The following is a 21,978-nucleotide window of genomic DNA, read 5'->3' as shown; positions in this document are numbered from 1 at the left end:
ATAATGACCGCCACGCACGCGATGGAGTTCTCATGGAACAGCTCGACCTGACCCCCTGGCGTTGTCCCGAGCCCCTCATCCGGCTCAAGCTCTGGTTGCGCCAGGCCCGGCCCGGTCAATCCGTGTGCATCCAGCTCGGGGATGCAGGCTCCCGGCAGGACATTCCCGCCTATCTGCGCCGTCAGGGTCACCATGTCCAGACCCGGGAAGAGTCAGCTGCCCGCCTCTCCCTGCTGCTCGTCGTTGCCCGTCCCCCCCGGGACGCCCTGCTCACCCCCGAGCCCATGCCACCCACCCCGTGAGCCGCCATTCAAGGAAGCCTCGATGTTAGATGTATTGAAGCGCTGGTATCAGACCCGTTTTTCCGACCCCGATGCCGTCACCCTCTTCCTGCTGCTGGTCTTCTGCTTTGCCGTGCTCTGGCTGTTTGGGGATCTGCTGGCACCGCTGCTGGTGGCCCTGGTGATGGCCTATCTGCTGGAGTGGCCGGTGAGTCGCCTGCAACGGGGCGGTCTTTCTCGCACCGTCGCCACCAGCTTGGTTCTGCTGTTGTTCATCACGGTAACGACCCTGATGCTGCTGGGCCTCATCCCGACGCTGGTGAGCCAGGGGGTCAACCTGGCCAAGGAGGCCCCCGCCATGCTGGCCCATGCCCAGGACTATGTGCGCACCCTGCCGGAAAAATACCCCGAGATCATCGACGTCAGCCTGGTGGAGACCATCATCGACAACATTCGCCAGCGCATCCTGACCGGCGGCGAACAACTGGTAAGCGCCTCTTTGAGCTCCCTCATCAACGTGGTGGCCATCCTTATCTACGCCATCCTGGTGCCCCTGATGGTCTTCTTCATGCTCAAGGACAAACAGGTGCTGATGGGCGGCCTGCGCCGCTTCCTGCCCCGCAACCGCACCCTGGTGAACCGGGTCTGGGTGGAGATGAACGACCAGATCATCAACTACATCCGCGGCAAGGTGATCGAGATCGTCATCGTCGGCATCGCCACCTATGTGCCCTTCGCCCTGATGGGATTGCGCTACTCTGCCCTGCTGGCGGTCGCGGTGGGCTTCTCCGTGCTCATCCCCTATATCGGCGCCGCCGCGGTGACCGTGCCGGTGGCCATGGTGGCCCTGTTCCAGTGGGGGCTGACCCCCGACTTCGCCTGGCTGATGGTGGCCTATTTCGTGATCCAGGCCCTCGACGGCAACCTGCTGGTCCCCCTGCTCTTCTCCGAGGCGGTCAACCTGCACCCGGTGGCCATCATCATCGCCGTGCTGGTGTTTGGCGGTCTGTGGGGCTTTTGGGGCGTCTTCTTCGCCATTCCCCTCGCTACCCTGGTCAAAGCGGTGCTCAACGCCTGGCCCAAGCGGGAAGATCTCCCTCGCCCCGCCCCCTGACCCTGGCAAGGGGCGAGGCCGGGTCTCGCCCCTTCCAGATACCGGCCACCAGCAGCACCTCCGTGACGCTGGCTCATGCTTGCCTTGTCGGGTTTAATTGAAAACCGACATCCGTCTGACTTGCTACGCCGGTCTGATTCGTTCCCACGCCCACCCACCGACAAGGATCTGTCATGCCCCCACTCCCTGCCCTGCGCCATGCCTCTCTGGGTGCCTTTCTGGCACTGCTGTTCTGTTCTCCCGTCCGGGCAGACCTCGACATCGGGGCCCTCAGCGCCTTCTCCAGCGACAGCCCTGACAGCCCCATTCCCAAGGGGCTGGTGCTGGGCGGGGCCGTCATCGGCGGTCAGGCCCGTTACCAGCACCAGGACGACACCCTGATGCCCATCCCGGGGGCCCTCTATTTTGGTGACAACCTGATGTATCTGGGGGATCGGGCCCGCTACTACCTGAGCCGGGATGGCAACCTCTCGACCTATGCCTTCGGCCGGATGCGCTTTGGCAATCTGGACCCGGACGACGATCCCTTCCTCCATGGCATGGAGAAGCGCAAGGGGCAGTTCGAGGCCGGCGTTGGGGCCGATCTCATCACTCCCTACGCCCTCTGGAGCGTGCGGGCCACCACGGATGTGACCGGCACCAGCAACGGCCAGGAGCTGATGCTGTGGGCCAACTTCCCCATCATCCGCGGCCCCCTGCTGCTGATGCCGGGAGCCGGCGTCATGCTGCGCAGCCACAACCTCGCCAACTACTACTTCGGCGGTGTCTCGCAAGACGAAGCGAGGGCGGACAGGCCGGCGTGGAACACGGGCACCACCCTCTCCCCCATGGTCTCCCTCATCGGCAGCTATCGCTTCAGTGCCAACTGGATTGGCGGCTTTGGCATCAACTACGAACGCTACGACGACGACATCGCGGACAGCCCCATCGTCCAGCATCAGGGAGAACTCTATGCAGGCTTCGGGGTGGGCTACATCTGGTAGCCCCATCCGGACTGGGCAACAAAAAAGGAGCCCATGGCTCCTTTTTTACGGCTATCCGGCGCAGCGCCACCCTGCCACTTCGGCGAGAAATTCGGCGAGCGCCCGGTTGATGAACGCGGGGTTCTCCAGGGTCGAGATGTGACCAGCCCCCGGGATCTCCTTGAACGGGCACCCCAGCACCTCGGCCATCAGATACCCCTCCAGCACAGGGCGAGCCTTGTCCTCACACCCCGTCATCACCAGTGCGGGCAGCCTCATCTCTTCGAGCCAGTCGATGCGATCCTCCCGGGTCACGAAGCTGCGCCCCACCGCCACCAGGCTCGCCACCTTGTCGGCGGGCCATTGGGCCAGCCGAGCCTTGAAACCGGCCATCAGGGCCGCGTCCGGTTGATGGGCAAAGAAGAGCGGCGCCACCTGATCGGCGATGGGCGCAGGCACAGCGCCGACCTGTTCGATCATCGCCAGCATGCCGAGATAGCGCTCGCAGGTGATCTGGGGTTCAAGGCCGACGAAGCTGTCCATCAGCACCAGGCCCTTGAGGCGAGCAGGCGCCATGCGCGCCAGCTCCACGCCCCACATGCCACTGATGGAGAGCCCCACCAGCACGCACTCGTCGATGCCGAGGGCATCGAGCAGCGCCAGGTGATCCCGGGCCAGGGTCGCCAGGGTGCAGGGCCCCTCGGGCAGCACATCGGAATCCCCGTGCCCCCAAAGCTCGGGCACGATGCAGCGATACTGCCCCTTGAGGGCCTCGATTTGCGGTGCCCACATGGCACTGTCCCACAGGTAACTGTGGCCAAAGAGCAGTGCCGGACCCTGCCCCTCGTCCAGATAGGCCATGCGGCGGCCCGCTATCTCCATAAACTGCTTCATGTTTTCTCCTGTTGCCAGCGGCTGATGAGGCGGCAGTGTAACACGCCACCCTTGGCAGGGGTGCCCGCCTGGTGCAAGCTGGAGAGACTCACAACGAGGAGTCACCAAGGAGAGGATGATGGCCAAGGAAAAGAGCAAGAAACGCCCGCGTCTGGACAAGAAGACCTACGAACATCACCTCGCCCACTTGCAGGAGGAGCTGGTCAAGTTGCAGGAGTGGGTCAAGCAGGAGGGGCTCAAAGTGGTGGTGCTGTTCGAGGGGCGCGACGCCGCGGGCAAGGGGGGCGTCATCAAGGCGATCACCGAGCCCCTCAACCCCCGGGTCTGCCGGGTCACCGCCCTGCCCGCCCCCTCGGATCGGGAGCGCACCCAGTGGTACTTCCAGCGCTACGTGGCGCACCTGCCCTCGGCGGGCGAGATGGTGCTGTTTGACCGCTCCTGGTACAACCGGGCCGGGGTCGAACGGGTGATGGGCTTTTGCAGCGACGACGAGTATCGCGAATTCCTGCGCGCCTGCCCCGAATTCGAGCGGATGTTGATCCGCTCCGGCATCACCCTCATCAAATACTGGTTCTCGGTCAGCGACGAAGAGCAGGAGAAACGCTTCAAGGAGCGCATCAACACTCCCATCAAGCGCTGGAAGTTCAGCCCCATGGATCTGCAATCCCGCTCCCGCTGGGTCGAGTATTCCCGCGCCAAGGATGACATGTTCACCTACACGGATACCGAGGATTGCCCCTGGTTCGTGGTGGACGCCGACGACAAGCGCCGCGCCCGCCTCAACTGCATCTCCCACCTCCTTGGCAAGGTGCCCTACGAGGCGATCCACTACGAGCCCATCACCCTGCCTCCCATCAAGACCGAAGGGTATGAGCGCCCGCCGCTCACCAGCCAGCACTTCGTGCCGGACGTCACCGCCGCCCTCGAGTCAGACAAGCACGGGCAGTGACGGGCCCCGGCCAGCCGCACCCGCTGGCCGGAACCCCGGCTTCGGATGACGGGCAATAAAAAGCCGGTCTTGCGACCGGCAAAAGGCATTGAACGTATAGAAAGGAAAACCTGGCACTCTCGCCCTCTCAGGCGCGGATATATTTGGCCGTGCGCGGGAACGCCTGCTCTTTGGCATCGAACAGGTAGCAGGCTTCGGCCGGGATGCCGATGCTGTACTCCTGGCCGGTGGCCACGTCGATGTCGGAGCTCGCCTTGACGGTGAAGTCATGACCATCCACGTCCATGTAGACGAAGGATTCTGCCCCCAGGTGTTCGGCTACCTGCACCACGCCGCTCACGCGGCTGTCGGCATGGGCATGACCCAGCGGCACCAGGTGCTCGGGGCGAATGCCCAGCTCCACCTTGTCGCCCACCGCGCCGCGACGGGCATCCACCCGGGCACGCACGGTATCGCCGGAGGTGAGCTTGACCACGCACTCCTGCTCCCCGATCTCCACCAGCTCGCCCGCCAGGAAGTTCATCTTGGGGGAGCCGATGAAGCCTGCCACGAACTTGTTGTCCGGGTTGTGGTAGAGCTCGAGGGGGGTGCCGAACTGCTCCAGGTTGGTGGCCGCCTCGCCCTTGAGCGGGCTCAGCACCACGATGCGGTTGGCTAGCGTCATGGCCTCCACCTGGTCGTGGGTCACGTAGATGATGGTGGAGTTGAGCTCCTTGTGCAGCTTGGCGATCTCGATGCGCATCTTGACCCGCAGAGCGGCGTCGAGGTTCGACAGCGGTTCGTCAAACAGGAACACCTGCGGCTGCTGCACGATGGAGCGGCCGATGGCCACCCGCTGGCGCTGACCGCCAGAAAGGGCCTTGGGCTTGCGGTCCAGCAAAGGCTCGAGACCCAGGATCTCGGCGGCGCGCATCACCCGCTTGTGGATGTTCTCCTTGTCCATCTTCTTGAGCTTGAGGCCAAAAGCCATGTTCTCGTAGATGTTCATGTGCGGGTAGAGGGCGTAGGACTGGAACACCATGCCGACGTTGCGCTCCACCGGCGGCACGTCGTTCATGTAGCGCCCGCCGATGGTCAGCTCGCCGCTGGTGATGTCTTCCAGACCCGCGATCATCCGAAGCAGGGTGGACTTGCCGCAGCCGGACGGGCCGACGAAGACGATGAACTCCCCTTCCTTGATGTCCAGGTTGATACTGCGCAGGGTGTCCTTGTGGACAGCCGGGTCGTAATTTTTGCGAACGTTGTTGAGTACTACTTCAGCCATGTCGAGCTCCGCTCTTGAATCTTTGCAAATCGTGATGACGGGGGGAGCCAGCTCCCCCGGCCATGAACCGTTAACCTTTCACGCCGCCTGCGGTCAGACCGCCCACCAGCCAGCGCTGGGCGAGCAGGAACACGACCGTGATGGGGAAGCCTGACAGCACGGCGGCTGCGGCGAAGTCACCCCACAGGTAGTTCTGCGGATAGAGGTACTGCTGGGCCCCGACCGCCAGGGTCAGATTGTTCACATCCTGCAACAGGATGGAGGCCATGGGCACCTCGGTGATGGAGCCGATGAAGGCCAGGATGAACACCACCGCCAGAATGGGCACCGACAGGGGCAGCAGGATCAGGCGGAACGCCTGCCACGGAGTAGCGCCATCGATGGCCGCCGCCTCCTCCAGGGAAGAGTCGATGGTCTCGAAGTAGCCCTTGATGGTCCAGACGTGCAGGGCGATGCCCCCCATGTAGGCCAGGATCAGGCCGCCGTGGGTGTTGAGACCCAGCCAGGGGATGTAGTCACCAATCTTGTTGAAGAGCGCGTAGATGGCCACCAGTGCCAGCACCGCCGGGAACATCTGGAAGATCAGCATGCCCTGCAGGATGGTGGACTTGCCACGGAACCGCAGACGGGCGAAGGCGTAGGCACAGGTGGTGGAGAGCACCACTATCATCAGGGCGGTGATGCCCGCCACCTTGATGGAGTTCCACAGCCAGGTCAGCACCGGGAACGGCGGCGGCGTGATGCTGCCGTCGGCGTTGGTGATGGACATGCCGAGCGCCAGCTTCCAGTGATCCAGGGTCGGATTGGTGGGGATGATCTCCCCCACCGAGAAGTTGCCGTTACGGAACGAGATGGCGATGACCATGATCAGCGGGAAGATGATCAGTGCCAGGAAGCCCCACATCACCAGGTGGGTTGCCCACACCCGGTATTTGACTGATTTGGGTTGTACGATTGCCATGTTGAAGCCTCCTTACAGTTGCTTGTCGGCTTTGGACAATTTCAGGTTGAGCAAGGCCAGCGCACCCACGATGAGGAAGATGGCGGTGGCGATGGCACTGGCCAGACCGTAGTCCTGACCACCCGAGCCCTGGAACGCGATCCGGTAGGTATAGCTCACCAGCAAGTCGGTGGTCCCGGCCGGCGTGGTGGCCCCGATGATGTCCGGCGCCCCGTTCGTCAACAACTGGATAAGTACGAAGTTGTTGAAGTTGAAGGCAAAGGATGCAATCAACAGCGGTGTCAGCGGCTTCATCAAGAGCGGTACGGTGATCTTGAAGAAGTTCTGTACCGGCCCCGCCCCGTCCATGGCGGACGCCTCGTAGAGATCTTCCGGAATGGCCTTGAGCAGGCCCATGCAGAGGATCATCATGTAGGGGTAACCGAGCCAGGTGTTGACGATGAGGATCATCACCTTGGCCAGGAAGGGATTGGTGTACCAGTCCGGCTTGATGCCGAAGGCCGCCTCCAGGAACAGGTTGATTTCACCGAAGTTCTGGTTGAACAAGCCCTTGAACACCAGGATGGAGATGAACGCCGGTATCGCATAGGGCAGGATCAGCATGACCCGGTAGAAACCACGCCCCCTGAGCTGCTCCCACTGCACCAGACACGCCAGCACCATGCCGATCGCCAGGGTGAACGCCACCGAACAGGCGGAGAAGATCACGGTCCAGACGAAGATCTGCATGAAGGGACTCTGGATACCCGGGTCCGTCATGATGCGCATGAAGTTTTTCCAACCCACGCTCACCACGAAACCGGGGGCAACGCCCTTGCCGACGAAGTGACCTTCCGCATCGATGTACTGGTAGAAGCCGGTGTCACCGTTGGGCAGCATCAGCTCGCCGCTCTGGTTGTCACGTAGCAGGTTGCTGTCCTTGATCATGACGCCGGACTTGAGCACGGCGCCGTCGACCAGCTGGGTATAGAGCTGTTTCTGGGCGGCAAACTTGCGCAGGCTGCTCAGGGTCAGATGGATATTGCCTTCGGGCAGTACCACATCCAGGGCACTCAGGTGGGTGCGGTGATCAACGATGGCACGAATGGGTGCCGCCTCGCCGACCGTGGCCCCGTCCAGAGGCTGCAACTGAACAACCTGGGGCTCGTCACGGACCCGTCCTTCACGGACGGCCAGGGTACGCGCCTTGTTGTTCAGCAAGGTAAGGGGTTGACTGATAAAGGATTGGTCGTCCTGTTTCAGCAGCAGCTGAAACTGATTGTTCTCACCACCCAGGAGGGTGAAATCGAATTCACCGCCGGTCACCTTGTAGGTTTTTTTCAGATGGTAATCCCGTGCCTGCTCAAGGGAGAGCAAGTTGGATCCCGAATAGTTGGTGAAGGCGATGCCGATCGTGTAGGCAAGAGGGAAGATGATAAAAACAACCATGCCTGCCACACCGGGGAAAATATAACGGTGGGCATAGGTCTTCTTGTTCATGAAGACATAGAGACCGACGGATACGACCACCAGATCGAGCAGGGCAAATACCCACTCGCCGCTGGCATACATCATCACGGCCGCATAACCATTAAGCACTGCGATCAGTGCCGCCATGGTCCATTTCAGCCAGACGTACTTGTCTTTCTTCGGACCGGCATAGGATTCGATAGAAGGTACTACTTCCATGCCAATTAACCTTTATTGCGCCAAGAGAGATTGAGAGAGTGGGAGGCCCGAAGGCCTCCCGGGTAGTGCATGCTTACTGGACGATACGCTTGGCAGCGGTATCCAGGGCTTCGTCAACACCCTGACGGCCAGAGGTGACGTTCTTGAGGGCGGTTTCGAAGGAGGACCAGAAACGGCTCATCTCGGGCACGGACGGCATCGGTTCGCCGTTCTGGGCGTTCAGCATGGTGGCCTTGATGTTGGGGTCGGCTTCCAGGGTCTTCTGGAAGGACTTCAGGGCCACGGCACCCAGCGGCTTGTCGGCGTTCATCGGCGCCAGACCGGCATCGGTCAGCAGGTAGTTCTCGAGGAACTCGATGGCCAGATCCTTGTTCGGGCTGGCGGCGTTGATGGTGGCACCCAGTACGCCAACGAAGGCCTTGGCCGGCTTGCCTTTCAGGGTCGGCAGCTGGGCTACGCCATACTTGATGCCGCTCTTGTCCAGGTTGCTCCAGGCCCAGGGACCGTTGATCATCATGGCCACTTCGCCCTTGTTGAACTTGGCGTCCATCACACCGTAGTCGATGCCCTTCTCCAGGTGACCGGATTTGATCATCTCGGAGATGTAGCCGACGCCGGCCTTGGCACCTGCGTTGTTCACGCCGGTGTCTTTGACGTCATAGCCGGTGGCGGTCTTCTTGAAGGCATAACCACCGTTGGCAGCCACCAGGGGGTAGCTGAAGTAGGGGGTGTCATAGGCCCACATGATGGCGCGCTTGCCATTTTTCTTCAGGTCTTCGTCGATCTTGGCGATCTCTTCGAAGGTCTTCGGCGGGTTGGGCAACAGATCCTTGTTGTAAATCAGGCTGACGGCTTCTACCGCGACCGGGTAGCCATAGGTCTTGCCATCGACGGTCATGGCATCCCAGGCGAATTGCTCGAACTTGGCCTTGGTGGCGGCATTCGGGGTCACGGGAACCAGCAGACCGGACTTGACCCACTCACCGTAACGGTCGTGAGCCCAGAAGAAGATGTCCGGGCCGTTGCCGGTGGCGGCGGCTTGCTGGAATTTGACTTCAACCTGATCCGGGTGGGCGACGGTGACCTTGATGCCGGTTTCGGCTTCAAACTTCTTGCCGACTTCGGCCAGGCCGTTGTAGCCCTTGTCACCGTTGATCCAGATGGTCAGCTGACCTTCATCAATGGCAGCAGTGGCAGAGCAGGCCACGCCCAGGGTAGCCAGACCGATCAGGGATGACAGCAATTTCTTTTTCATGAGCCTTTCCTTGTATTAGTTCCGCGCTGTAAGAGCATTGTGTGCAGATGAATATTATCCCAAGCAGTCAATGCCTCACATGACACGCCTCGCATTTTTGAAATGCAATTACGTATTTTCTTCCAGAAAGTTATGAAAACATTTTCTTATTTCAGCGACTTAGGAAGGGATATCCCCATATTTTTGCCAAGATATGGAAATTAAATTACAGAAAGGAAATTAATTTACGCCATTGAAAGGGATTTCACCCCACTGAAAACCCTTTCATTCCCGATATTTTGTTCAATGTGTTAACAAAAGTACTGAGGTGGTTTCCATCTACATCACCCCCTTAAATAAAAAGGCACCGGAGCGGACTCCGGTGCCTTTTTGCAAGAAATGACGGCTGGATCACATTACGACTGGCGCAGCAATTGATCCTTGAGATTGGGCGGGACTCCCCTGATGGTCAGGGTGTCGGTCTGGGGATCGTAAAAAACCCGGCTGTTGAGCAACTTCTGCTCGAAGCTCAGGGTCAGTCCGCCACCGGAGCCCACAAACTTGGTCAAGCCCCGCAGGGTGGAACGGTCCGCCGGGAAGCGCTCCTCCAGCTCGTACTCCTGACCGATGAAGCTGTAAAAATCGAGATCCCCATCACCGGGCAATTCCGCCGACAGCTCCTTGATCTCGATCTCCTCGCCGGCGCTGGCCTGCTCGGTGCAATATTTGAAGACCTGCTTCTTGTAGTCATTGCGCTCGGCCGGTTCGAGTTGGCGGCTGTCGCAGTAATCGTCCACCGCCTGCAGCAACCCCTTGTTCTGGATCTTGGCATCCATGCCCTCCCGGGCCCCCAGCAGATCCATGAAGAAATCCCCCAGCTTGCGACCGACCCGGCCCTTGCTGAAGGTGATATAACGACGCGAATCCCCCTGGGTTTTCCACTCGGTGAGATCGATGCGGGCCACCAGATTGAGTTTGCCGATATCCAGGTACTGGATGTGGCGCAGCTCCAGCGCCTCGCTCACGGTGACGCTCTCCTTGCCTTCCAGCAGGGCGATCATCAGGTAATCCACCCCCACATAGTTGTACTTGGCAATCAGCAACACCCCCTGCTCGTCCAGGGCATGCTCCACCAGCTGCTTGACCAGCATCTGGGTCAGGTTGACGGAAAAGGGGACGAACTCGGTCTGCTCCGCCAGCAGCTGCTCCAGGGCGATGCGAAAGGCGGGGGAAGGCTGCTTGGGGGCGTCTTCCCCCTCCGCCAGCTCGGCGACGGCGGCCTCGGGATCGGCGAAGAAGCCAAAGCCCTTCCCCCCCTTGCCGTTATAGATGCGATGCAGTTCTGCCATCAGCCCTTGTACCGCCTCGTCGGCAGGCAGGGTCTGGCTGCGGGTATCGGCGTGGGGCTGGCCATCGTTGCCCGCCCGCAGGGAGTGAAGAATGATCTTGTCGATATCGAGACTCATGTCACAAAGCCATAGTGTTAGCCGAAAGGGTGAAGTATTATAAGGCGCTTTGAACCGAGGTGAACCCAAGATTATGCCCATCGTATCAAAGTACAATAACGAGCAGTTTGACGCCCTGATGAACGACCTGATCACCGCCCTGGAGAAACACAAGGCACCGGTGGATCTCAGTCTGATGGTCCTTGGCAACCTGACCACCAACATCATCAACGGCATGGCCCCGGCCCAGCGCCAGGCGATCACCGAGAAGTTCATCCAGGCACTCACCGCCTCGGTGGGCCATCGCCACGATGCGCACTGAGTTTCTTCGCATTCTTTGATGTTTTTCAAGCAGATGGATCATTATGGTCGAAACCGGCAACCCCTATCGCGATAATGTCTCTCGCCTGATCACCTGGGGGCATTGGTTCTCCTTCTTCAACATCATCCTGGCCATGCTGATCTCGACCCGTTACCTGGGCGCCATCAGCTGGCCGTCGACCACGCTCGGCGTGACCTATCTCGTCATCAGCTGGATAGGTCATTTCTCGTTCCTGAGCTTCGTCACCTATCTGCTGACCATCTTCCCCTTGAGCTTCATCCTGCCCAGGGAGAAGCCGCTGCGTTTCATTTCATCCATCATCGCCACCCTGGCGCTGGTGCTGCTGCTTATCGACACCCAGGTGTTCCAGCTGTTCAAGTTCCACTTGAATGGCCAGGTGTGGCAACTGCTGCTGGATCAGGCGCAGACCGAAGAGGGCTCTATCTGGAGCATCATCTTCGTGGCGGTGCCCGCCATCTTCCTGCTGCAACTGCTGCTGTCGGCCTATGTGTGGCGCAAGATCAACAAGCGCAAACGCCGCCAGTACGGCAATCAGGTGGGGCTGGCCCTGCTGGTCTGCTTCATCCTCACCCATCTGGTCAACAGCTGGGCGGATGCGACCCTGTATCAACCCATCACCATGCAACGGGCCAACTTCCCCCTCTCCTACCCCATGACCGCCAGGAGCTTCCTGGCCAAGCATGGCTGGCTCGACCTCGAGCAGTATGAGAAGAAGGCCGAAGATCAGGGAAGCGCTGAGCACCGTCTGCTCTATCCCTTGCGCCCCCTCAGCGTGAGCGCACCCAGCGATCACAAGAACCTGCTGGTGGTGGTGGTCGACTCCCTGCGAGCCGACATGCTCAACAACATCAACATGCCCAATCTGCAACGCTACGCGGACAACCACTTCAATTTCCGCCAGCACATGAGTGGTGGCAATGATGAAGCCATGGGGATGTTCAGCCTCTTCTACGGGCTGCCCGGCCACTATTACGGGGACATCCGGGCCGACAAGCGCCCCCCCGTGCTGTTCGACGAGATGCTGCGTCAGGACTACCAGTTCGGCCTGTTCGGTGCACTGGAAGATGCCAAGCAGTATCGCCAAAGTCTGCTTGCGGGTCTGCGCAAGCAGGTATTCGTCTCCCGCCAGACCGATGACCGCAGACTCATCGACGACTGGCAGCAGTGGCTTGGCACGCGCACCGCGGACAGACCCTGGTTCTCTCTGGTCTATCTCTCTAGCCCGGGGGATTATCAGGTGCCAGCCAGCATCAAGGGCCCCTTCCAGCCCGAGTTGACCCGCTTCAACCCGGCCACTGCCTATCGGCCCGAGAACCTGCAGAAGCTGGAGAACCGCTACAAGAACGCGGTCTTCTATACCGATCAACTGCTGGAGCAGATGCTGACCCAACTGCAATTGCAGGGGCTTGATGATCAGACCATCGTCGTGGTCACCTCCAACCACGGTCAGGAGTTCAACGAGACCCAGAGCAACAGCTGGGGCTATGGCAGCAATTACTCGACCTATCAGGTGCAGGTCCCCCTGGTGCTGGCCTGGCCTGGTGCCGAACCTGCGCCCCAGGCGCAGGCGAGCAGCCACCTGGATCTGGTACCGACCCTGATGAAGAACATGCTGGGTGTACGCAACCCCTATCGTGACTACAGCACGGGGCGCAACCTGTTCGAAGCCAGTACACGCACCTGGCTGCTGGCGGGGGATCAGAATGACTTCGCCATCTATCAGGGCAACACCATCACCCAGTTCAACAAGCAGGGGGACTTCGAGCTGCTGGACCGCGACACCTATCGCCCCATCAAGCACGGCACCCCGGATATGGGCACCCTGATCCAGGTGATGAACGAGCTCAATCGCTTCTATCGCGCCCCCTGATCAGCGCCAGCCTACCTCCTTGAGCCCGCCCCTATGGCGGGCTTTTTCTTGCCCGCACCACGCCCGTCCTCCTGTTTCCCATGGCGTCATTCGCAAACGTATGCCACTACCTTACTGATTTATCTCTCAAAAAACTCAATTCGATCAATATCATAAAAACAAAATGATAATGATTGTCATTTATTGATCTACTTGACTCCCTCTGCAATAATCCGCGCCCTTCAGGCTTAAATAATAATTATTCTCAAATATGAAAATTCGACTTCTTCACTACTGGCCCATGCTGCTGTCCGGTACGGCGCTGGCTACCAGCGATCCCGCCGGGGTCGACACAACGGACATGCCCCCCGAACTCAAGGGGCGGGAAACCATCGTGGTCAAGGGACAGCGCATCGAGCAGAAGCTCTCCGACGTGTCGGGTTCCATCACCGTCATCACGGAGGAGGATCTGGATCGCCAGGTTGCCACTGAGCTCACCGATGTGTTCAAGAACGAACCCGGCGTCTCGGTGACCGGCTCCGCCGGTCGCCCCCAGAACATCATCATCCGCGGCATGGGCGGCAACCGGGTGCTCATCATCAAGGACGGGGTGCGGGTCAGCGACGGTTTTGGCGCCGACGACCTCAACGACAAGGTGGGCCGCTTCAGCTTCGATCTCGACGATGTCAAACAGATAGAGGTGGCCAAGGGAGCCGGTTCCTCCCTCCATGGCTCCGATGCCATCGGCGGCACCATCGTCATCAGCACCAAGCAGCCGGAAGATTACCTTCAGGGCCAGGATGCCTATCTCAGCAGCAAGGTGCTGCACGATGGCAGCAGTGACAAGCAGAAACTGAGCGCCACCGGCGCCGCCCGGATACGGGATACCGAACACCTGCTGCGCCTCTCCGGCTGGCAGGGACATGAGACCGCCAACTACGACGAGAGCCGCATCCCGGCGGATCTGGATGGCCTCAGCGCCTCCACCAGCTCTCGCATACAGCTGAACGAACATCATCTGCTGCGCCTCGAACTCGACTACTTCGAGGACAACGCCGAGCGGGATCAGGGGCCGCGCGAAGTGCCCCAGCCCGATGGCAAGTGGCAGGTGCGCCAGTACCACGAGCAGGGCAGCCAACGCACCCAGGGGGGCAAGCTGGCCTGGGAGGCGAGCAACCTCGACACAATACTGGCCGACAGTCTCACCTGGAGTGCCTACGGCAATCACTCGAAAAACACCGCCAACAAGCGCAGCCTGCTGCAAAACGATCTGCTGAGCGGTTATCCGCGCTATCGCAGCGAACGGGAACTCGCCACCTTCACCGAAGACAGGATCGGTACCGAGCTGGATGTGCGCCGGGATCTCGCCACCGGCCCTCTCGCCCATCAGCTCAGTTACGGCATCGAGCTCGAGCGCACCACCCACGAGCGGCCGGTGGAGAAGCTGAGTCTGGAGGCCGGCATTCCCCAACCCGGCCAGTCCGCCCCCTTCAGCCGCGCCCGTACCGACAGGGCCGGAGTCTGGCTCGGCGACGTGGCCAGCCTGGGTCAGTGGCAGTTCACCCCCACCCTGCGCATGGATCACCAGTGGCTCACGCCGCTGGACGGCAGCCACGACAGCAACCACAGCTGGCACCTCTCCCCGAGCCTGGCCACCAGTTACCGCTTCAACGACCAGTGGCGTAGCTGGCTCAGCTATGCCAACGGGTTCCGGGCGCCTTCCTACGACAAGGTGTACGGCAACATCCCCCACTACTTCGCTCTGCCACCCTTCGAGATCATCGCCAACACCGGGCTCAAGGAGGAGACCAGCCACAGCATCGAGTGGGGGCTGAGTGGCGAGGGGGACAACTGGAGCATCAAGCCAGCGCTCTTCTACAACCGCTACTACAACTTCATCGACTGGCGCGAGGTGGGGCTGCGCCTGAGCGATGGCGTCATCCTGCGCCAATATCGCAACGTCGCCAAGGCCGAAACCTGGGGGGCCGAACTCGCCGCCAGCTACTGGCTGACCCAGGAGTGGGAGCTCGCCACCAAGCTCGGCTGGGTCGATGGCGAGGACAACAAAGGTGAAGCGCTGCGCACCCTGACGCCCCTCGAGGGCAACACCCGTTTGAGCTATCAGGCCAATGAGTGGAGTCTGGGCATTCAGGCGGACTATGCCGCCGCCATGAGCCGGGTGCCCACCTGCGGCAACAGCCTGACCGGCCGCCAGGGGGACTGCCTCGAAAGTGCCGGCTGGCTCAGTTTCGCCCTGACGGCCGACTGGCTGGTCACCGACGCCCTCAAGGTCAACCTCAAGCTCGACAACCTGTTCGACACCCGCTACACCCGCTATCAGGATGTAGCCGGGCTGGAAGCCGGGACCGATGCTTCCCTCTTCACCCAGAGCGGCCGCACCCTGAGTGCCAGCCTGCGCTACACCTTCGTGGGGATCTGATGCACAGCCTATTGATCCTGGCCAGCCTGCTGGCCACGCCGGCCCCCGCCTCCCCCCTGCCTGAGGCAACCCTGGAGGCCGCGCCCCTCATCCCCGAGCGCCCGCAACTGATGAAGGGGGAGATAGCCCGTCTCGATCCCTATGGTGGCTGGCGTGACGACAGCCGCCAGGATCCCGCCCTCCTGGCGCTGCTGCGCGAGCAGAACCGCTGGACCGAGCAGCAGCTCGCCGGCCAGGCGCCACTGGTGCAGCGCCTGCAGATGGAGTGGCAGGGCCGGGAGCGGGGCGAACCCGTGCCGGACGACTGGCTGAGCCAAGCTGGCAGCCAGTGGCGCATGGAGGCGGACGGCAGCCTGTGGCAACGCAGCGACTCCAATGACGCTCCCCGAAAGCGGCTGGCTCCCCGCCAACCTGCCGAGGGGTATTACGAGCTCGCCGCCTGGGCCCTGCACCCGGACGGGCACCTGCTTGCCCTGGCCGAAGACCGCAGGGGAGATCGGGACTACCGCATCACCCTGCTGGATCTGGCGAGTGGCGAGACACTGGCCTCTTTGCCTCACCGCGCCGGCGATCTGCTCTGGAGTCTGGATGGCAAGACCCTCTACACCCTCGCCAACGAGCGCCAGACCCTGCGCCCCTGGCAACTGCTGGCCTGGCAGGATGGCAAGGAGACCCTGGTGTATGAGGAGCGCGATCCCGCCTGGCTGCTCGGCCTCTATCGCACCACGGATCGCCGCCACCTGGTGCTGCAAAGCAACAACCACGACAGCTCGGAGCAATACCTGCTGGACGCGGGTCGGGCCGACCTGCTCAAGGGGCGCGAGCGCGGCCTCGAATACTACCTGGATACCCTGGGGGACAGGGTGCTGCTCAAGAGCAACCGGGACGGCGCCCTCGGCCTCTATCAGGTGGCCGACTTGAGCCTGGTGGCGAAGGGAGAGTGGCAACGGCTCTGGTCCGGCGAGGGCCGGGAACTCGAGAAGTGGCGCCTCTTTGCCCGGCACACCGTGCTGCAATACCGCAAGGAAGGGGATGACTGGCTCGATGTGCTGGACGCCAAGGGTGCGTTGACCCACAGCCTGCCGCTCACCGATGGCGCAGGCACGGCCTGGATCCAGGGCAGCCAGGAACCGGCCAGCGACAAGGTGCTCATTCGCCGCCAGGGGATGGCCGAACCACCTCACCAGCGCTGGCTGGATCTCGCCTCCGGCGCCTGGGAGGGGACACCCGAGAGCAGGGACACTTCTCCCTATCAGAGCGAGCGACGCTGGATCGCGGGCAAGGACGGGGTCAAGGTGCCTGTCTCCCTGGTCTGGCGCAAGGGCATTACCCACCCCAGGGTACTGCTGCTCTACGGCTATGGGGCCTACGGCACCCCCATGCGCCCCTACTACCAGCCCCGGGTGCTGAGCCTGCTGGATCGTGGCTTCGTCTACGCCATCGCCCATGTGCGCGGGGGCGGTCTGCTCGGCGAATCCTGGTACCGGGAGGGTCGTGGCCGGGACAAACAGCACAGCGTGGATGATTTTCTCGCCGTGGCCGATGCCCTGGCACGGGATCCCGCCATCGATCCCGCCCGGCTGTTTGCCATGGGCGGCAGCGCCGGCGGCCTGCTGGTGGCAGCGGCACTCAACCAGGCGCCCACCCGTTTCGCCGGAGCCGTGCTGCAAGTTCCCTTCGTCGACCTGCTGGGCACCATGCAGGATCCCGAGCTGCCCCTCACCCGGCAGGAGTACGCCGAGTGGGGCAATCCGGCCATCCCGGGTGACTATGCCGCGATGCGCCGCCTGAGCCCCTACGACAACCTGCACAAGGCCCCTTATCCCCCCGTCTATGTGACGGGCGGCCTGCACGACAGTCAGGTGCCCTACTGGGAACCCCTCAAGTGGATAGCCCGCCTGCGATCCCGTAGCACGGGAACAGGCCCCTATCTGCTGCGCACCGAACTCGACGGCGGCCACCTGGGCGCCCCCAAAACGGCGGCGCTGCGTGCGGCGCAGGAGTTTGCCTTCCTGCTCACCCTGGCGGGCGTCAACCACTGACCCCTTGTCCTCTTTTTCTGGAGTGAACCATGAAACCCTCTTCCCTGGCCCTCTGGCTGGCGGCAACCCTGATCTCATCGCCGCTGCTGGCGGCCGATCTGCAGTTTGTCGATGAACCACCCCTGACCACGACGCCGAAGCGCTGGCTCGAGCAGCGCCTCGGTGTGCTCCTCGCCCCCGATTACGACAGGGCCAGCCTGCTCGGCCACCATTACAGCTTTCGCCAGCTGGTGAACGGCCTGCCGGTGGCCGCCACCCAGGCCGCCGTCAGTGTCGACGGGGACGGCCGCCCCTGGCGCCTCTATCACAACCTGCGCCCCTTGCAGAGCACAGCGCCCGGCTGCGATGCCAGCGGCACCCTGGATCCCCTGCTCGCCACCCTGCGCACCGACGGCAACCAGATAGAGACGCTGGGGCCGGTCGAAGCCTGGTACTGGCGAGACGGCGATACCCTGGTGCCTGCCCTGCGCCAGCGGGTGCGCGAGCACAAGGCAGGCAATGCCAAGGCCAGCCAGGTGCAGCTGTTTGCCCGTTGCGACGGGGAGCAGGAGCTTGGCCGTCTCGGGGATCAGGCAACTACCCGCCCTCTGCATGTCGCCGACGCAGGCGATCAGCAGGTTCAGGCACGGGTGTTCGACCCCGATCCCCGCACCCGCCTGCAGGACGCCAGCCTGGTCTGGCACGATGAGCTGGTGCTGGCACAGGCCGCCTACCAGGATCCAGTTCCCCTGCCGGTGAGCCTGCAGGCCGGGCAGTATCGCCTGAGCGGCCCCCATGCCAGGGTGGTGGATGTCACGGCCCCCGAATCGGCCCCCTACAGCAGCAGTGACGTGCAGGGTTTTCGCCTGACCCGGGACGATCGCGGCTTTGCGGACATCAACGCCTACTACCATCTGGATCTCGCCCAGCGCCACCTCAAGGCGCTCGGCTTCACCGATCTCATCCCCGGGGCGCTCGACATCGACACGGACGCGGGTTATCAGGACAACTCCCTCTACGATCCGTTCGAACGCAGGCTGGAGCTGGGTCGCAGCGGCGTACCCGATGCCGAGGATCCCATGGTCATCTGGCACGAGTTCGGCCACGGGGTGCAGCACCACATCCTGCCGGATCTCGGGGAAGAGGGTGACTGGGGAGCCATCGGCGAGGGCTTTGGCGACTACCTGGCCGCCAGTCATCGTCAGCGCAGCGAAGCCGGTCGCCAGTTCGAACCCGCCATGGTGTTCAACTGGGATGCCCGCTTCACCGACCGAACCCCGCGCCAGCTCGACGATCTGCGCGCCCGCTACCATCCGGACTACCGCTACCCCGCCCACCGCACCATCAACGGCAGCAACGGGGATCAGCTCTGGGGCACCCCGCTGTTCCAGGCCCTGCTGACGGCGGTGGCCGAGCACGGCGAGGCGGCCAGGGACGAGTTTGATCGCGTCATCATCGAATCCCACTTCGGCCTGGGGCCGGCCATTCGCATGCCGCAACTGGCCCGGATCACCGTGGATACCGCCGCCCGTCTCTACCCGACGCGAGCCTATGCCCGTCTGCTGGAGCAGGCATTTCGCCAGCACGGGCTGCTGCAAGCTCCCGTCAATATCGCCCTCGCCGAGGGGAGCGCCATCCCGCTGGGGCAGCGCCAGTCGGTGCAGCTGACCTTCAGCAACCCGGGCAAAGGGGAAGTGACCCTAAACGAGCTGGCCCTCACCCTGCCAACCGGGTTGCAGGCCGATCCTGACAGCTGGCAACCAGCAACCCTGGCCGCCGGTGCCAGCATGATCACCACCCTGCGCCTGCTGGCCCAGAGCCCGCTCGCCTGCGGCGACGAGGCGAGCCTCTCGGTGAATCTCGCCATGAACGGTACCAGCCCCACCGAGCGCCAGTGGCAGCAATCCCTGACCCTGCCCATCGGCACCCCCGTCATCAGCCGGGCCAGTGGTCGGTCGCAGCGACTGAACGATGCCCAGAGCGAGGAGGTGCGCGGCCTGAGCGAAACCAGCCTGCTGCTGGAGAAGAGCGATGCCCGTGTGAGCGACAGGCTGCAACTGAGCCTGGATCTGCAGCACGAGGCACTGGATGAGCTGGAGATCTGGCTCAGCTCCCCCGCCGGCACCCGGGTCCAGATCTGGGACAAGGGTTACAGCCCCCTGCCGAGCCTGAAAGGGGTCTTCCCCACCGAGTTGCAGTCCCTGCAACCCTTCAGCGCCTTCGAAGGAGAACCCCTGGCCGGTCGCTGGACCCTGGAGGTGGTGGACAGCAAACCGGGCAATCAGGGTCTCCTGAACGGGTGGAGCATCAGCCAGCGTACCGGCGCCCAGTGCGGCAACACCGTGCCCGTGCCGGATGACGGCATCATCCGCTTCGATACCTCGGACAGCAGTGGCGGGGGGACCTTCCCCCTGCTCTGGCTGCTGCCGCTGGCCCTGTGGCGCCGTCTGCGTCGCCTCTGACTCTCCCTATATAAAGAAGAGAGGGGCCAAGGCCCCTCCAAGGACACACCATGACCATGAGAATGACCCCGATCGTCTGCCTGCTGGCCCCCCTGCTCAGCGCCTGTGGCGGCGGTTCGGACGAGGCTCCCCTGACCGCGCCGGACTACCGCCTGACGGTCAGCCTGCCCGCTGCGGGCACCCTGTGCATCAACCTGAACCAGAACGACGGCTGCGAAGCCAATGAGCCCGCCGTCAGCGGCGAGGCCGGTGCCCACACTCTGACCCGGCACCACCCTGATCTGCTCACCACTCCCCTGCTGTTCATTCCGGCGGATCCCGCCGCCCTGCCCCTGGCCCACCCGGCGGCGCGCCAGGACAACCAGCACCTCACCCCCAGCCCCCTCAGCACCCTGCTGCAAACGCGTATCTCGGACGGGCTGCCACCGGCTCAGGCCCTGACGGACGTGCTGCTCGCCCTGGCCCCCCTTCACCCCGGCCCAGATCTGGCGGCCCTGGCGCAGCTGGGCGACTTCAACCGCGCCCTCGCCGAGCTGGCCCTCACCGCCTTCGATGACGAGGCCACCCTGCCCGCCTTGGCCGCCAGCGAACGCCGCCAGCAGATCTGGCAAGGCCTTGTCACCCTGCTGCCCGAGCTCGCCCGGCACTTTGCCGCCAGCCCCGAGCTACTGAGCCAGCAGGCCAGACTCGCCGCCGTGCTGATGCAGCAGCAACCTAGGGCGTTGGTGACCGCCAGCGGCGTCACCACCTACACGGACGGGGTGGATTACCTGCTGACCCAGGAGCCTGCGGATCACCCGGGCCAGGAGGCGAGCCTGGGCCAGGCGCCCCTGCGCTATCGCAAGCTGGACGGCAAGGGGCAACCCCTGGCGGACAATGCCGACGAGTGGGAGTGCGTGGAGGATCTCAATACCGGCCTCGTCTGGGAGAAGAAGCTCGATGATCCGGACAGTCCGCGGGATCTGCACCGCACCTTCGCCTGGGAGTTCGACGAATATCACCCGACCCAGGAGGAGCGGGATTACGCCTGCCCCGAGGGGGAGGCTATCTGCTCCACCGAGCAGTATCGCCAATGGCTCAATGGACAACGACTCTGCGGCATCACCCACTGGCGCCTGCCCCACGCCCGTGAGCTGATGAGTTTGCAGCACTACGGCTCCCTCGCCCGCCAGGATGGCCAGCTCGTCACCCTGGATGTGCGCTACTTCCCCGATGTCGGTACCGGACTCAATGGCTTCGATGGCTATTACTGGAGCCAGACCCTGACCCCGTCCCGCCGGCTGGAGAGCGCGCCTCTGAGCGCCATCGCCCACATCTTCCTCGGCGAGGACGCCGGTGCCGACTATCCCACCCCAGTTCAAAACAGCAATGACGCCAACGGTCTGCAACTGCGCCTGGTGGCCGAGGTAACCCGATGAACAAGTATCTTCTGACCCTGCTGCTCACCCTGTGCAGCCCCCTGGCACTGGCCATCGCCATCTGCGACGACGCCCTGCCCCGTACCAGTCCCACCGCCCGTTTCCAGGATCACGGCAACGGCACCGTCACCGACAGGGGCACCGGTCTGACCTGGATGCGCTGCCAGCTCGGCCAGACCTGGCGCAACCAGAGCTGCGAGGGGGAACCCACCCGCCTCTACTGGCAACAGGCACTGCAGACGGCGGAACGGATCCGTACCGAACCGAGCCATGCCCTGTATGGCTTTGGTGGTCATCACGACTGGCGCCTGCCCACCATCAAGGAGCTCGCCAGCATTCTGGAGTCCGCCTGTTACAAACCGGCATTGAACGAAACCATCTTCCCCCGCGCCATGGCCGGGGATGGCAAGGAGGTGAACGACGGCTATGTCTATCTCTGGTCTTCCACCCCGGTGCCAGCCCTTCAGGGCGTCGCTTACCTGGACATCACCAGCGGCTCCGTCGCCCAGCGCGCCCCCCGCTCTTGGGCGAAACAGGTTCTGCTGGTGAGGTGACAGCCTGGCCATGGGGGCCACCCGGCCCCCTGTTTGACACTAGGCAAGAAGCGCCAAGGTGACCCTGGCCGTCAAAAAAGCATCAAATTGCGTCATGTGATGCCTGTTCAGGGCGGTTT

17 protein-coding genes are annotated in these 21,978 nt (G+C 62.7%); 11 read left to right on the top strand and 6 right to left on the bottom strand.

Annotated elements, in window-relative coordinates:
* The first annotated feature begins 32 nt into the window (after positions 1 to 32).
* The 3 genes from ACVDHI_RS03970 to ACVDHI_RS03960 all read left to right on the top strand — a co-directional run bounded on the left by ACVDHI_RS03970 (position 33) and on the right by ACVDHI_RS03960 (position 2,378).
* Entirely contained in the window at positions 33 to 302 is a 270-nt protein-coding gene (locus ACVDHI_RS03970) for a sulfurtransferase TusA family protein (RefSeq protein ID WP_103259863.1), read from the top strand.
* Positions 303 to 324: 22 nt separating this feature from the next.
* The gene (locus ACVDHI_RS03965; protein WP_029314318.1) at positions 325 to 1,395 is read left to right on the top strand and encodes an AI-2E family transporter; all 1,071 of its coding nucleotides are present in this window, start codon (positions 325 to 327) and stop codon (positions 1,393 to 1,395) included.
* Positions 1,396 to 1,568: 173 nt separating this feature from the next.
* On the top strand, positions 1,569 to 2,378 hold the full coding sequence (locus tag ACVDHI_RS03960; protein WP_232092701.1) for a MipA/OmpV family protein: 810 nt from the start codon (positions 1,569 to 1,571) through the stop codon (positions 2,376 to 2,378).
* A 51-nt stretch (positions 2,379 to 2,429) separates the two neighbouring features.
* Here the strand turns inward: ACVDHI_RS03960 and ACVDHI_RS03955 are convergent, their stop codons facing one another.
* Positions 2,430 to 3,251 carry an alpha/beta fold hydrolase gene (locus ACVDHI_RS03955; protein ID WP_447211721.1) on the bottom strand — a complete coding sequence of 274 codons (822 nt, stop codon included), beginning with the start codon at positions 3,249 to 3,251 and terminating at the stop codon, positions 2,430 to 2,432.
* 118 nt (positions 3,252 to 3,369) lie between these two features.
* Between ACVDHI_RS03955 and ppk2 the strand changes: the two genes are divergently transcribed.
* Positions 3,370 to 4,200 carry a polyphosphate kinase 2 gene (gene ppk2, locus ACVDHI_RS03950; protein ID WP_010674253.1) on the top strand — a complete coding sequence of 277 codons (831 nt, stop codon included), beginning with the start codon at positions 3,370 to 3,372 and terminating at the stop codon, positions 4,198 to 4,200.
* Positions 4,201 to 4,327: 127 nt separating this feature from the next.
* Here the strand turns inward: ppk2 and ACVDHI_RS03945 are convergent, their stop codons facing one another.
* From ACVDHI_RS03945 to yejK, 5 genes are all read right to left on the bottom strand, one after another.
* Positions 4,328 to 5,464, bottom strand: a complete 1,137-nt coding sequence (locus ACVDHI_RS03945) for an ABC transporter ATP-binding protein (RefSeq protein WP_041212788.1) — start codon at positions 5,462 to 5,464, stop codon at positions 4,328 to 4,330.
* Positions 5,465 to 5,534: 70 nt separating this feature from the next.
* Positions 5,535 to 6,425, bottom strand: a complete 891-nt coding sequence (gene malG / locus ACVDHI_RS03940) for a maltose ABC transporter permease MalG (protein WP_010674251.1) — start codon at positions 6,423 to 6,425, stop codon at positions 5,535 to 5,537.
* 12 nt (positions 6,426 to 6,437) lie between these two features.
* Positions 6,438 to 8,093 carry a maltose ABC transporter permease MalF gene (gene malF / locus ACVDHI_RS03935; RefSeq protein WP_041215465.1) on the bottom strand — a complete coding sequence of 552 codons (1,656 nt, stop codon included), beginning with the start codon at positions 8,091 to 8,093 and terminating at the stop codon, positions 6,438 to 6,440.
* A 73-nt stretch (positions 8,094 to 8,166) separates the two neighbouring features.
* Positions 8,167 to 9,348 carry a maltose/maltodextrin ABC transporter substrate-binding protein MalE gene (gene malE, locus ACVDHI_RS03930; protein WP_010674249.1) on the bottom strand — a complete coding sequence of 394 codons (1,182 nt, stop codon included), beginning with the start codon at positions 9,346 to 9,348 and terminating at the stop codon, positions 8,167 to 8,169.
* A 395-nt stretch (positions 9,349 to 9,743) separates the two neighbouring features.
* Entirely contained in the window at positions 9,744 to 10,793 is a 1,050-nt protein-coding gene (gene yejK, locus ACVDHI_RS03925) for a nucleoid-associated protein YejK (RefSeq protein ID WP_039038628.1), read from the bottom strand.
* 73 nt (positions 10,794 to 10,866) lie between these two features.
* On the opposite strand from yejK, the gene ACVDHI_RS03920 reads away from it, so the two are divergent.
* The 7 genes from ACVDHI_RS03920 (at position 10,867) to ACVDHI_RS03890 (ending at position 21,859) form a co-directional block, all read left to right on the top strand.
* The gene (locus tag ACVDHI_RS03920) at positions 10,867 to 11,094 is read left to right on the top strand and encodes a YejL family protein (protein ID WP_039038627.1); all 228 of its coding nucleotides are present in this window, start codon (positions 10,867 to 10,869) and stop codon (positions 11,092 to 11,094) included.
* Positions 11,095 to 11,137: 43 nt separating this feature from the next.
* Positions 11,138 to 12,985 carry a DUF3413 domain-containing protein gene (locus ACVDHI_RS03915; protein ID WP_010674246.1) on the top strand — a complete coding sequence of 616 codons (1,848 nt, stop codon included), beginning with the start codon at positions 11,138 to 11,140 and terminating at the stop codon, positions 12,983 to 12,985.
* 280 nt (positions 12,986 to 13,265) lie between these two features.
* Positions 13,266 to 15,404, top strand: a complete 2,139-nt coding sequence (locus tag ACVDHI_RS03910; RefSeq protein ID WP_447211869.1) for a TonB-dependent hemoglobin/transferrin/lactoferrin family receptor — start codon at positions 13,266 to 13,268, stop codon at positions 15,402 to 15,404.
* Positions 15,404 to 17,446 carry a prolyl oligopeptidase family serine peptidase gene (locus ACVDHI_RS03905; protein ID WP_447211720.1) on the top strand — a complete coding sequence of 681 codons (2,043 nt, stop codon included), beginning with the start codon at positions 15,404 to 15,406 and terminating at the stop codon, positions 17,444 to 17,446. Before ACVDHI_RS03910 ends, ACVDHI_RS03905 begins: the two co-directional genes overlap by 1 nt.
* A gap of 29 nt (positions 17,447 to 17,475) precedes the next feature.
* Entirely contained in the window at positions 17,476 to 19,887 is a 2,412-nt protein-coding gene (locus tag ACVDHI_RS03900) for a proprotein convertase P-domain-containing protein (protein ID WP_447211719.1), read from the top strand.
* A 50-nt stretch (positions 19,888 to 19,937) separates the two neighbouring features.
* Positions 19,938 to 21,305: an Lcl C-terminal domain-containing protein gene (locus ACVDHI_RS03895; RefSeq protein ID WP_447211718.1), complete on the top strand. Its 1,368-nt coding sequence runs from the start codon at positions 19,938 to 19,940 to the stop codon at positions 21,303 to 21,305.
* Complete coding sequence (locus ACVDHI_RS03890; protein ID WP_010674241.1) at positions 21,302 to 21,859, top strand: Lcl C-terminal domain-containing protein; 558 nt, start codon at positions 21,302 to 21,304, stop codon at positions 21,857 to 21,859. Before ACVDHI_RS03895 ends, ACVDHI_RS03890 begins: the two co-directional genes overlap by 4 nt.
* Positions 21,860 to 21,978: the final 119 nt, after the last annotated feature.

The sequence above is a fragment of the Aeromonas sp. 25-248 genome (assembly GCF_053005425.1).
The sequence above is the reverse complement of the archived record's forward strand: the minus strand, read 5'-3'. Positions and strand labels throughout refer to the sequence as shown.